Genomic DNA, 12,630 nt, shown 5'->3' on the forward strand with positions numbered 1-12,630 from the left:
CGGGACGGCGTCGATGTCCCGCACCATGTAGTACTCCAGCGCTGATCCAAGCGGCTCGGCGATCCTGACTGGCTGGCCGACGCAGGTTGAGGCAAACGCCCCGATCATGTTGTCCTTGCCGACCGCCAGCAGTGCCGTAACCCCCGACGGGAAGCGCCCAGCGTTGATCTCGGTAATAGCGGGAACGCCATCCGCCGTCTCCTTCAGCTCGACAAAAAATGCCCCCGACGGATGTTGTTCGATCGCCCGCACGGCATCGAGGGTCACCTGTAGTGCTTCGGGCGCCGCGACGGTTTTGGCCAGGCAGGAAAGCGAGAACGTTCCGCTCGGGTTGTTTCCCGCCGCGAAATAACTCAGGACCTCGATCGACTGCGCGCGCAGCAGGCCGCCCTCGTGCCAGACGCTCTGGACGATGAAATGCCGTCCCGGCAGGTACTCGCCGAGGGTAAAGTCGGAGACCTTGACACCCCGCAGGTCCCGCCACTGCGTGATCCACGCCCGCGCCTGCTCGATGGTGGCGACCGGCGCGGCCGCCAGCGACCGCGAGCCGCGGCGCGCGCGACACCACAGCAGTCCCCGACGCGAGAATCTGGAAAAGATCGCCTCGAGACTCCGCAGTGATTTGACTTCGAAGGTGCGCGGGGCGGGAATGTTCCGGCGGCGCAGGAATACGGTTAGCGCGTACTTGTCCTGGCACAGCTCGATCGTCTCCGGGCGTGGCAACAACAGCTCGATGGGAAACCGGACACGTGCATCGGACAGCGCCTTCACCGCATTGTCATCCGTCGCCATCACGACGTTGATGCGCTCCCGCCGGATGATGGCCAGCAGCGCGTCGACGTAGTCCTTGTTGGCCGGCTCCGGGCCCAGATAGCTGCGATCTGCCAGCGACAATTTGAGGACGAAGCGGTCATCATTCACCCCGACCACAAACGGTTTCGGCGCCATGGCTCGAAGTGCACGCATGAGATTGGCGCTTGAGCCGGTCCCAGCGCCAGTGACCAGCACCCGGATCATGGGTTTCTTCATTGCAATTCGATCGCGCGGAAAAGATACATTTCGGGGGATGCATCCCTACAGCAATTTAAGGTTTGGGAAAAGCCGCTGAATGAAAGCAAACTTTTCCGGCGGCCCAAACCGGTTCTTCAGAGCCGGGTAAACCGGAAGTTCAGGAGTTGATTTTCCGGGGCTGGCCGGGCGTCGTCAATGCGAAACCCGTCGATTTTGCCGTGGGCGTCGCGGCTGAACTTCACGGTCGCCGAGGTCAGCACGTTGCTGAAATCGTCCAGTCCGAAGGTGTCGGCAGCGATCGGAATGAGCGGGCTCGGTAAATTTTTTTTGCGCTCGATTCGCAGCGACGATCTGTCCAGGGCAACCTCGTAGACGGTGTCGATCTCCTCGCTGTAGTAACGGCCGACAAAACCCTTGGGGGCAGCGTATTCCGGCGCAACCGCGGATGTCTCTGCGGAGACCGCCGCGGAGGTCTTTGCAGAGGCCTGCCGGGCCGCGGCGCGCTTGCGCGGCAGATAAACGTCGGCGACCTCGCGCACGATGTCGGCGGTTTCGACATCGACCAGCAGCACATTGCCTAATAGCGCTATTGCCAGTTGCTGCTCCGGAAAACGGATAAGATGCGAGCGATATCCGGCATCTCGACCATCGTGCTCGACCAGCCCAAGGCCCTTGTAGTCGCCCCTCATCAGCCCCAATCCGTAGTTGTTGGACTTCGCGACCGGTTCCTGCATGGTCGCAAGCGCCTTCTTGCCCCCGACCACGTGGGAGTCGAAGTTGTGGTTCCAGCGAACGAGATCCTCGACCGTGGTGAGAAGATTGGTCGCGCCGGTGAGATCATAGTTCGGCATCCTGATTTCGAAGGCCTTGCCGGCAGCCCGATATCCGTAGGCACGGTTCTCCATGATCTGGCCATGGGTATTGGTGATGGTGGTGCTCTTCATCCCCAGGGGTGCAAAGATATGCTTGCGGGCAAAATCGGAAAGGTACTTATGGGAAACTCGCTCCACGATCAGGCCCGCGAGCGTATAATTGGTGTTGCTGTAAGAATAACCGGAGCGAGGATGGAAGTTCAGTGTCTTCATCCGATTCACGAAATAGAGCACGTCGCCCAAGGTGACCACGTCGTCGGACATGCGCCATCCCGCCATCGTCACCAGCACCCATTGATCTCTGATACCACTGATATGGTGAAGCATGTCGGCGATCGTGATGTGCGAGCCGAGTTCACCCAGTTCGGGGACGTAGTCGCCCACTTTGTCGCCCAGCGAGAGCTTGCCTTTCCCTTCCAGCAACATGATGCACATCGCCGTGAACTGCTTGGCCAGCGAGCAGGCGTGGAAGACCGTGCCGGGCGTGATCGGAATCTTGTGATCGAGGTCGGCCATCCCGTAGCCGCGGCTGTAGACGATCTTGCCGGCCTTGCTCACTGCGAGAGCGAAGCCGGGGGAATTCGGCTTGTTCCACCGGGAGAAGATGCGGTCGACGTTGGGATTGGCTCGATACTTCATGCGACTGCCTCGAAAAATGTCTCGTCAGGGACGAACATGTGCCCGCCGCACGCTGCAAATTCGTCGGGGAAAAAACCCTGCCTGCGAAGCCGCGGCGGATCGCGGCTAAATTTCCTTTAGAGATAAACCTTCGAACCCGTTGCCCGGTTGTGGTCCGCGGTGCAGACAATCTAGTCCACGGCGCGGTGGCCTGCTAGCCCATGTTTGACACCGCCGCGCCCGGCCCGCAGCGTCATGCCGCCAGCCACGCCAACCCCCAGCACATACATCCAGCCTTCGTGAAAATCGAACAGATGCGAGTTGAAAAGCGAGGTCAAAAAATTCTGCACGACGACCAGCAGTCCGATCCAATTCGCCAGATCATCACCGCGAAACAGCAGCAAGTGCAACCACCACATCGCGTAGAGCACGACGGCGCCGATTACGCCCCACTGCACCGCCACGTTGAGGGTCTGATTGTGCGGGTCGGCGACAATTTCGGCCTGGAAGCCGACTTGGCCGGCCGCGGCCCGTTCAAACAGTCCGCGCGCGGATCCGGTGCCGTGTCCGACCAGGGGCGCGTCTTCGAAAAACCGCAGCGACTTCCGCCAATATTCCAGACGCGAAAACATTCCCGATATGTTGCCCTGGACCCTGGTTTGCTGATAGTCAGCAAGAAATTTCGATACCGTGATCCGCAAATGGGGCGATACGCTCCAGACCACCGCCGCTAGCAACGCAGCGGCGCACAAGGCGGCCATGGCCGTTTGCAGCCGCAAATGCAAAAGCGCGAATACCGCCAGCATGATCGGCATCGTCACCAGCGCGGTGCGCGAAATAACGACGAACATCATGTTGGCCAGGAAAGCCGCGGCGACGGCCGCGAGAAGCGCCGCCAGCCCGATTCTTTTCGTTCGCAGCAAAGTCGTGACGGGATAGGCGAGCGCTACCGCGCACAGCGCAAATTCCTGGCTTTGGTCGATATAATTCTTGACGACGATCCCGCTTACCGGGAGATAGGGTCCGCGCGACAAATAGGGTTTGAGCGAGAGCGCTGGATCGAATGCGGCGATGCATGACGCCACCATCAGAAGCATACAGGACGCCAGAAAGCCGATGAAAACCCAAATGCCGCGGGTCGAGCGTTCGAAATGATAGAGCAGCAGCGGCAGCGCCAGTAGTTTGACGGTCGGACCTACCGCGTGGAGACGCTCGGCCCAGGGAGCGTGCGACCACAGCGTTCCGACCAGGGCCAGGACGAACATCGCGATCGGAAGCACGCAAATCGGGCGCTTCAGCGATCGCAGGAATGCACCCGCCTCGAGCGTTGGCACCAGCGCGATCACCCAGAGCACCGCGGCCATCGCGGCGCCGGACGTCGACCACGGCAGCAGAATGGCGAGCAGGACCGCCACCAGATCGACGTTCAAGATCCGCGCGGCCGGATCGCGCCATGCGGAAAGCACCAGCGAAAGTCCGGACAGGCCGGGCCCCGTTCTCAAAGCTTCGGTCATTTTTATCCCCCGCGCCTCTCAGACGAGTAGCAAAAGACTAGCTCAGGCGGTCAATAGGCCGCAATCCCGCAAGAAGGGATCACTCCGCCGCCGAGATGGAGGCGAACTCGGTCGCCTGGCGCTCGAACAGTCCGCGATAGATTCCGCCAGCCCGGTTGGCAAGCGCGGCATGTGTGCCCTGTTCGACGATTTCGCCGCGATCAAACACCAGGATGCGGTCGAGGCTGCGCACGGTTGACAGCCGGTGCGCGATCACGATCGAGGTCCGTCCCTGCATCAGCCGCTCCATCGCCTGCTGGATCAGCGCCTCCGATTCGGAATCCAGGCTTGAGGTCGCTTCGTCGAGGATCAGGACCGGAGCGTCGGCGAGAAACGCGCGCGCCAGTGCAACGCGCTGTCGTTCGCCGCCGGACAGTTTGACGCCGCGTTCGCCGACCAGCGTGCCATAGCCTTTCGGCAGCCGCAGGATGAACTCATGGGCGTTGGCAAGCCGCGCCGCCTGCTCGATCGAAGCCACGCTGGCGTCGGGCCGGGCATAGGCAATGTTCTCGGCCAGCGAGCGGTGAAACAGGATCGGATCCTGCTGCACGATGGCAACTTGCCTACGCAGCGAACGCTGCGTCGCCAGAGCGATATCCTGACCGTCGATCAGGATCCGGCCGCCAGAGACATCGTAGAGCCGCTGCACCAGCTTGACGAAGGTGGTCTTGCCGGAGCCGGAGCGGCCGACGAGACCGACGCGCTCGCCGGCGCGGATGTCCACCGACAGGCCGTCATAGAGCGGCGTGCGATGGCCGCCATAATGGAACGTCACATCCTCAAACACGATGCAGCCGCCGTGGACGCGGATGGGCACGGCCCCGGGTGCGTCGGCAACGCCGATCGCTTCGTCATGAATCGCGACCAATTCGTCCATGTCGTTGACCGAACGCTGCAGATTGTTGATGTGCATGCCGACGTCGCGCAAATAGGCGTGGATGATGTAGTAGCTGGTCAGCACATAGGTGACGTCGCCCGGCGAGGCGCGGCCCGCAATCCACAACAGCAGCGCGCCGCCGATCACGGAGGCGCGCAGGCACAGCAGCAGGGACAGCTGCGCCGTCAAGGTGGTGTTGTAGCGCAGCCAGGTTCGGCGCACGCGCCTCCGCCACCTTCTGACGACGCGCGCCAGCCGGGCATCCTCGCGCGCTTCGGCGCCGAACGATTTCACCACCGCGTTGCAGGTCATGGCGTCGGCCAGCGTGCCGCCGACCTTGGTATCCCAGGCGTTGGAGACCCGTGCGGCGGGCGCGATATAGCGCGTCGAAAACAGGATGATCATCGGAACGTAGACCGCGGCGCCGACGGCGATCACAAGGCCGAGCGACGGCCAGTGCAGCCCGAGCAGGATCATCGAGCCGAGCAGCACCGCGAGCGACGGCAATAAGGCCATCAGGATGGTATCATTGAGCAAATCGAGCGCCCACATGCCGCGCGTGACCTTGCGCACGGTCGATCCTGCAAAGCTGTTGGCGTGCCAGTCGGTGGAGAAACGCTGCACCCGCATGAAGGCTTCGCGCGACACGTCGGACATGATCTGCAACGTGAACGGTACGATCACCCGCAGCCCGACCAGGCGCAGGATCATCGAGGCGAGGCCGAGCGCCACGATCGCGGCGAATGCCGCGAATGCCGCCCGGCGCGCGGCCGGGTCCGACGCGCCCGCCGTCATCGCGTCGATCAGACGGCCTGAGAATACCGGCATGAACAGATCGGCCGCGGTCGCGCCCAACAGACCGCCGGCGACAATGGCCGCGGCGACCGGCTGATGCAGCCAGTGTCGAAACACGAAGGGCAATACCACACGTATTGCCGCAGGACGCTTGTCGGCTTGAGCGGTCATGGTGTCATCCGGCTGCGCCTGCGCGCCGACCGGCTCCGTTAAGTGACGCGCGGCGGCACCAGACCGAACGCAAGCGTCGTTGAAAGATATCGGTGAGTTACTGGGAAGCTGGAGATCGGGACGTCAGGCCCGATCGATGCTGGCGAAGCTGGGCCTCAAAGGCCCGAACGGCTGTCCAGCACAGGCGTCGGACGCGGGCGTTCGATCTGCGAATATGACGAAATCATGCAAATCCCTCCCCAGTTCGAGCGACAATGGTTTGCTTATAGAAGCATCAAGGGTGTTTGGCAATATGGCGCACTGCTTCGTTGGCTTGTTCGTGCGGCGGCCGTTGGACACGGCGCGATCAGAACTGGAAATACAAAAATTCCAGCCGCTGCCACATGCCGAACAACGAGATCGCGTAAGCGAGCGCTGATAGGAGCGCCCATGCCGCGGTCGGGCGCCATCGCAGCATTGCGGCCCGCTCAGGCGCGTGTCGGTATTCGCGATAACCAAAAAGCCGGGAAACATTGGGCAGGAAAAGCGCTGCAGCCAGCGCCAGCGCGACCGCGCCGCTTCCGAACAGCAGCAACTGCTGCTCGCCCACCAGCACCGGCAGATCCATCACCCGCAGGATGCCGGGGGAGGCGAAGGCGGAACTGCCGGCCTCAAATCCGAACAAGGCAGCCAGCATCTGCCACGCCCCTGCCAGGGTCCTGGCCCGGAAAAACACCCAGGCGAGGACGACGGCAAAAAAAGTAATGGCCCAGCCCAATAGTCTCGCCGTCAAGCCGGCCGCCGGCTTCCCCGCGCCGCCGCGCCAGAGATGATTGATGCAGAGATAGACGCCGTGCAGGCCGCCCCAGATCAGAAAATTCCAGCCCGCGCCGTGCCAGAGCCCGCCGAGCAGCATCGTCAACATCAAATTGAGGTAGCGGCGCTGCTCGCCGAGCCGGTTGCCGCCAAGCGGAATGTAGAGGTAGTCGCGCAGAAAGCGTGACAACGTGATGTGCCAGCGCCGCCAGAATTCGGTGATCGAGATCGCCTGATAGGGCGAGCGAAAATTCACCGGCAGCCGGATGCCGAATAACAGCGCCAGCCCGATCGCCATGTCGGAATAGCCGGAGAAATCGAAATAGATCTGCAAGGTGTAGGCCAGCGTCGCGAGCCAGGCCCAGGGCGTGGTGACGCCGCCGCCGGCGTCGAGATGCGCAAATACCGGCGATACGAACTGCGCGAGATTGTCAGCGATCACCACCTTCTTGAACAGCCCGGCCGCGAAGATCGAAAGTCCCCGCGCCGCCAGCACCGCGGAGCGGCCGCTGCGGCTGCGCTTGAACTGCGGAATCATCTCGGCGTGGTGCACCAGCGGTCCCGCGATCAAATGCGGGAAGAACGATACGAACAGAGTGTAGCTGACGATGTCGCGCTCGACCGGGACGCCGCGCATCACGTCGACCAGATAGGCGATCTGCTGGAAAGTGAAGAACGAAATTCCAAGCGGCAGGACGACGTTGAAGAACGGCAGCGGTGCGCCGGTCAGCGTATTCAGGCTCTCGAAAATGAAGTTGGTGTATTTGAAATAACCTAGCACCGCGAGATTGAGCGCGACGCCAAACGTGCCGATAGCCCGGCGACGCCGCGGATCTTCCATCCGCAGGCCGAGCCCGAAATTGACCGCAACCGAGGCCAGCAGCAGCAGGAGATAGACCGGCCGCCATGCGCCGTAGAAAACCAGCGATGCGCCGGCCAGCACCATGATGCCGGCGCGCGGCGAGTGGCGGCGCGCCGCGGCGAATGCCAGCACGGTTGCCGGAAGGAACTGAAACAGGAACGTAAAGGAGGAGAACAGCATCGGATGCGGCTAACGCCTCAGCCGCGACACGAGATAGCGCGTGTAGATCGGCACGCCGGAGGCATTGACGTGCATCTCGTCGGAATAATTGCCCTGCTCGAGTCCGGGTACCGACTGAATATTCAGGACATCGAAGCCGCAGCGGCGGCCGGCGTCGATGACCAGCCCGGCATATTGATCGTCTTTCTCCCGCCACGACGGATCGTGGGCCCGGTCGTAGCGCGGCGCCCATGGCGGCACCACGACGGTTAATCTGCGCGTCAGCGCCACCATGTCGCAGAGCGCGCCGATCTCAAAACGCGCCTTCGGACCCGACAGGTCCCAATTGGCGTAATGCCCGTGCGAACCGATATCGGCGGGCCACCGGTCGGCGGGCTGGGTGCGGTCGATGATGTGTAAACCGAGCGAGGCGGGTCGCGGACCGGTATCGGCGACGTGCTGGTCGGCGGCGAGCCGGGCATTGAAGGCTTCGCGGATGAAGCGGATCAGCGTGCCGACGCGCAGCGGCAGGAAGTAACGCATCTGTTCGAGGACGCCGAGCCGCGCCGCGACGTCCTGCGGATAGACCGCAGCCGACCGGACGCCCTCGTTGAACAGGAAGGGCGCCACACTGATGACGACATGGGCGTTCTGGAAGCGATCGGGCGCGCGCTGCATCGCAGCCTCCAGCGCCAGCGGCTCGCCGGCGTCATAGGCGATATTGACCGCGCCGCCCCGGGGCTTGCCCATCAGCTGCGCGGCGAGGTCGGGATCAACCTGATAGACCGTGCGGCTCTCGCCGGCGAAGATCAGTTCGGGGCCCGATTGCAGCAGCGGCAGCTTGGCCGCCAGCAGCGCCGGTACATCGTCCTGCACGCGGTCGGCGAGCGCCAGTAGTCCCGCCAATGCCGCAAGCCACGCCGCCGCGGTCAGCGCCAGCGTGGCTGCGATCCATCGCGCCGACGCCGCCTGAACGCGCGGGAGAGATTTCCAGTGAAAGGTGGAAAGGCTGCGCATCATGCCGCCGTTCAAGCATGAACCGCCACGGCAGACAATATCATCCCATTCAATCTAATCGGATATGATCTAGTGCGCGGGTTCTGCCGACATCGAGGCCGGTTTTTTCAAAAACAAGACCAGCAGGCTGAGGCCCAAATAAAACAGCGACAGCATGAAGAAGGCATCGCCATATCCCATCACCACCGCCTGTCGGTGAACGATCTGGGACAACTGCTTCATCGCCATCAGCGCGGCATCGCCCATGCCTTGCATGCGCTGGGTGAACATGTTGAGCGTCTCGGTCGCGGTGGCGTTGCCCCAGGTCACCCTTTCCTGCAGCCGGGCGATATGCAGATCGGTGCGATCGTTCAAAACCTCGTTGATGACCGCAAGCCCGACCGCGCCGCCGAGATTGCGCGTCAGGTTGAACAGTCCCGAGGCGTTCTTCACCCGATCCGGCCGCAAGGTCCCAAGCGCGATGGTATTGGTCGGCACCATCGCGAACATCATGCCGACGCCGCGCAGGATTTGCGGCAGCAGCAGCTCATAGAAATCGTAGTCACGGGTGATCCACGTCATCTGAAAGGAGCCGAGCGCGAAAATGATCAGACCCGCGGCGATGATCAGGCGCATGTCGACCTTCTGGATCAGCCGCCCGACGATCGGCGCGGTGAGAAACATCGTGACGCCGGAGACGAACATGGTCTCGCCGATCATCAGCGCGCTGTAGCCGCGCACTTCCGCAAGATAGCGCGGATAGATATAGGTCAGGCCGTAGAGGCCAATGCCGATGCAGAACGAGAGCAGGCAACCGATGCCGAAATTGCGATCGTTGAAGGCTCGGATATCGACGATCGGTTCTGCGGCTGATAGCACGCGGTAGAAGAAGGCGATCGCGGAGATGACGCCGACCGCGGCGCAGACCGCGACCGAGGTGTCCTGCAGCCATTCATATTGCGGTCCTTCCTCGAGCACATATTCGAGCGAGCCGAGAAATCCCCCCATCGCGATCAGGCCGAACCAGTCGAACCGGTCGAGCAGCTCGAAATTCGGCTGGTCGAAATCGACCAGCGCCAGAACCCCGACGGTGATGCCGATGCCCGGGACGACGTTGATGAAGAACAGCCAGTGCCATGACAAGGCGTCGGTGATGTAGCCGCCAACGGTCGGGCCGATGGTCGGCGCCAGCGTCGCGACCAGACCGATGATCGGGCCGACGATATGGAATTTCGAGCGCGGAAATACCGTATAGGCCGAAGCGAAAACGGTCGGGATCATGCCCGCGCCCAAAAACCCCTGGATCGCGCGCCACAGGATCATCTGCTCGATCGAGGACGCAAATCCGCACAGGAAGCTGGCGATGGTGAAGCCGGAAGCCGAAATCGCAAACAAGAGGCGGGTGCCGAGCGCGCGCGACAGGAATCCGGACAATGGAATCGCGATCACCTCGGCGATCAGATACGCGGTCTGGACCCACGACACCTCGCTGGAACTCGCCGACAGGCCGGCCTGGATTTCGGTGAGCGAAGCGGAGACGATCTGGATATCCAGGATCGACATGAACATCCCGAACACCATGATCAGAAACGCAACCAGCCGCCGCGGCGCGATGCGCTGCGGCGTAGCCGCGGCGGCGCTGATCATGGCAAGGGGAGCGGCGGGGGTGGCGCTGGACATGCTCTACTCGGGTCAGGGGTGCTCGCAAACGGGCACGCGCCCGGCCGCGCGCATTATTGCGGATGAATCATCATGGGCGAGTCGAGGTCGGCATCGCTCTCGGCATCCCTGGCTCCTTCGGTGGTATCGACGGTGGCATAGACCGACATCCCCGCACGCAGCAGATTCTGCCTCGCGACATCCTTCGGCACGCGAACGCGGACCGGAAGCCGCTGCACGATCTTGGTGAAGTTGCCAGTGGCATTGTCCGGCGGCAGCAGCGTGAAGACCGAGCCGGCCGCGGGCGAGATGCTATCAACGACGCCTGAGAACTTGCGATGGCCATAGGCGTCCACCGAGATCGTCACCGGCTGGCCCGGATGGATGCGCTTCAGCTGCGTCTCTTTGAAATTGGCATCGATGTAGACGTCGTCGAGCGGCACCAGATTGCCGAGTCGTTGCCCGACCACGACGTAGTCGCCGGTGGAGACCAGCCGGTTGGAGAAGGTGCCGTCGACCGGCGCGCGCACAAAGGTGAAACCGAGATCGCGCTCGGCCTTGGCGAGGGAGGTCTGCAGTTCCGCGAGCTGAGCACGGGCCTCGGCCTGCTGCGCCTTGGTGACCTCGACATTATCGAGCGCATTGTCGTAAGCCGCCTGCGCCGATTTTACCGCGGCGACGCCCTGATCCCGCCCGGCTTCGGACACCTCATAGGTCGCATGCGAGGCAAACCCCTTGGCGCTCAGCGCCTGCTGGCGTTCGAAGTCAAGGCCGGCCCGCTTCAGGGCGACGTCCGCCGAGACCAGCTGCGCCTTGGCCTGCTCGACTGCGCTTTGCTGCGCGGCGACCTGACGGCCGATGCGGTCGATGGTGGCCTCTTGGGTCGCGATCCTGGTGCGCGCGGCATCCACCGCGATGCGATAATCGCCGTCATCGATCCTGAAGACCACGTCGCCGGTCCGCACCACTGCGTTGTCACCGGGAAGAATTGCCCCGATGTGCCCCGACACCCGCGCGCCGAGCGTGGTGTTGTTGGCGCGCACATAGGCGTCGTCGGTGCTGACGAAAAAGCGTCCGACCAGCAGATAGTGCACGCCGTAGGCTGCAGCGGCGAGCGCGAGCAGCGCGCCTATACCTATCATCACCTTCTTGCGCGCACCGGATTTCGGTGCGGCGGACGCCAGAGCCGGCGTCTCGATGGCAGGTTTGTCGACGGCCGGCTTGTCGACCACCGGTCGATCGATCAGCGGTATTTCGATCGGTGGGTTGCCCGGGTTCTCCATCGGGCGGCGCGCGATGGTCTCCTCGGCAAGATGGGCACGAAGCGCTTCGGCGAGCACCGCAGACGGATCGTGCGCGATTTCACCCACCGCCGGATCTGGCTCCGGGCGTAGGACGCGTGCGGCCTGGTCTCTCGCTGCGGCCATCGCGGCCCTCCTGACAATTATTTTGCGACGCAGCAACGGCCGTAAGCCGACTTTGCCGCGGTATCCACTCCACTAGCATTGACCGAACGGTTCGGTCAAGCTATATTCGCCTGCAGACTGATTACGATGGCACTTCCTTCCGTGGCGTTTCAGGGTCGGGAATCCTCCTGGGAAAGTTAACTAATGGTTGCAGCCCATCACAGCGCCCTCGGTTTTGTCGACGAGGACAGCACAAAACGCCGCCAGATTCTCGAGGGCGCCAGCAAGGTCTTCATGGCGCTCGGGTTCGACGGCGCCAGCATGGGTGAAATCGCCCGCGCCGCCGGCGTCTCCAAAGGCACGCTCTATGTTTATTTCGCCGACAAGAACCGCTTGTTCGAAGCCATCGTCGAGGAGGAAACCCTCGAGCAGGGCCGGCTGGCCTTCAATTTCGATCCCGAGCGTGACGTCGCCACCACGCTTTTGGAGTTCGGCCGGGCCTATATTGAACTGTTATGCCGGCCGGGTGGCGGGTCGGCGATCCGAACTGTGATGGCCATTGCCGAGCGGATGCCGGATGTCGGCCGCCGCTACTACGAGCGGGTGCTCGAACACACCATTCGCCGTCTGGCCGGATACATCGCGGCGCATGTCGACGCCGGGGATTTGGCCGTCGAGGACTGCCAGCTCGCGGCCTCGCAATTCATGATGGCCTGTCAGGCGTCGCTGTTCCTGCCGTTCATCTTTCAAGCCGCGCCACCGCCTTCGGCGGAGCGCATCGCGCAGGTCGTCGAGAGCGCGACGCGGATGTTCCTTGCGGCTTATCGGGTCAAGCCGGCCTGACAGAGCGATCGGG

General features: G+C 62.9%; 9 protein-coding genes. 1 reads left to right on the forward strand and 8 read right to left on the reverse strand.

Features of this window, described 5'->3' with window-relative positions:
* From ABSG20_RS02205 to ABSG20_RS02240, 8 genes are all read right to left on the reverse strand, one after another.
* Nucleotides 1–1,029, reverse strand: a 1,029-nt coding sequence (locus ABSG20_RS02205; RefSeq protein WP_423862841.1) for an ATP-grasp domain-containing protein, incomplete at its 3' end; no start/stop codon positions are given.
* Nucleotides 1,030–1,145: 116 nt separating this feature from the next.
* The gene (locus ABSG20_RS02210; RefSeq protein WP_423862842.1) at nt 1,146–2,522 is read right to left on the reverse strand and encodes a serine hydrolase domain-containing protein; all 1,377 of its coding nucleotides are present in this window, start codon (nt 2,520–2,522) and stop codon (nt 1,146–1,148) included.
* A gap of 170 nt (nt 2,523–2,692) precedes the next feature.
* Nucleotides 2,693–4,015, reverse strand: a complete 1,323-nt coding sequence (locus ABSG20_RS02215) for an O-antigen ligase family protein (protein WP_423862843.1) — start codon at nt 4,013–4,015, stop codon at nt 2,693–2,695.
* Nucleotides 4,016–4,094: 79 nt separating this feature from the next.
* The gene (locus tag ABSG20_RS02220) at nt 4,095–5,897 is read right to left on the reverse strand and encodes an ABC transporter ATP-binding protein (protein WP_423862844.1); all 1,803 of its coding nucleotides are present in this window, start codon (nt 5,895–5,897) and stop codon (nt 4,095–4,097) included.
* Between the two features lie 346 nt (nt 5,898–6,243).
* Nucleotides 6,244–7,734: an MBOAT family O-acyltransferase gene (locus ABSG20_RS02225; RefSeq protein WP_423862845.1), complete on the reverse strand. Its 1,491-nt coding sequence runs from the start codon at nt 7,732–7,734 to the stop codon at nt 6,244–6,246.
* 9 nt (nt 7,735–7,743) lie between these two features.
* Nucleotides 7,744–8,733, reverse strand: a complete 990-nt coding sequence (locus tag ABSG20_RS02230) for a hypothetical protein (RefSeq protein WP_423862846.1) — start codon at nt 8,731–8,733, stop codon at nt 7,744–7,746.
* Nucleotides 8,734–8,799: 66 nt separating this feature from the next.
* Entirely contained in the window at nt 8,800–10,389 is a 1,590-nt protein-coding gene (locus tag ABSG20_RS02235; RefSeq protein ID WP_423862847.1) for a DHA2 family efflux MFS transporter permease subunit, read from the reverse strand.
* Between the two features lie 53 nt (nt 10,390–10,442).
* Nucleotides 10,443–11,795 carry an HlyD family secretion protein gene (locus ABSG20_RS02240; RefSeq protein ID WP_423862848.1) on the reverse strand — a complete coding sequence of 451 codons (1,353 nt, stop codon included), beginning with the start codon at nt 11,793–11,795 and terminating at the stop codon, nt 10,443–10,445.
* A 183-nt stretch (nt 11,796–11,978) separates the two neighbouring features.
* Here ABSG20_RS02240 and ABSG20_RS02245 point away from each other — a divergent pair, with 183 nt between their 5' ends.
* Nucleotides 11,979–12,617, forward strand: coding sequence for a TetR/AcrR family transcriptional regulator (locus tag ABSG20_RS02245; RefSeq protein WP_423862849.1), 639 nt, complete (start codon nt 11,979–11,981; stop codon nt 12,615–12,617).
* Nucleotides 12,618–12,630: the final 13 nt, after the last annotated feature.

The sequence above is a fragment of the Bradyrhizobium sp. genome, assembly GCF_049512235.1.
In the GTDB taxonomy this organism is placed as follows: Bacteria; Pseudomonadota; Alphaproteobacteria; order Rhizobiales; family Xanthobacteraceae; genus Bradyrhizobium.

Bases quoted from the DNA above. Each gene is read 5' to 3' on its own strand.
- ABSG20_RS02225 (WP_423862845.1), bottom strand. From the start codon at position 7,734: ATGCTGTTCTCCTCCTTTACGTTCCTGTTTCAGTTCCTTCCGGCAACC.
- ABSG20_RS02215 (WP_423862843.1), bottom strand. From the start codon at position 4,015: ATGACCGAAGCTTTGAGAACGGGGCCCGGCCTGTCCGGACTTTCGCTG.
- ABSG20_RS02230 (WP_423862846.1), bottom strand. From the start codon at position 8,733: ATGATGCGCAGCCTTTCCACCTTTCACTGGAAATCTCTCCCGCGCGTT.
- ABSG20_RS02220 (WP_423862844.1), bottom strand. From the start codon at position 5,897: ATGACCGCTCAAGCCGACAAGCGTCCTGCGGCAATACGTGTGGTATTG.
- ABSG20_RS02210 (WP_423862842.1), bottom strand. From the start codon at position 2,522: ATGAAGTATCGAGCCAATCCCAACGTCGACCGCATCTTCTCCCGGTGG.
- ABSG20_RS02235 (WP_423862847.1), bottom strand. From the start codon at position 10,389: ATGTCCAGCGCCACCCCCGCCGCTCCCCTTGCCATGATCAGCGCCGCC.
- ABSG20_RS02245 (WP_423862849.1), top strand. From the start codon at position 11,979: ATGGTTGCAGCCCATCACAGCGCCCTCGGTTTTGTCGACGAGGACAGC.
- ABSG20_RS02240 (WP_423862848.1), bottom strand. From the start codon at position 11,795: ATGGCCGCAGCGAGAGACCAGGCCGCACGCGTCCTACGCCCGGAGCCA.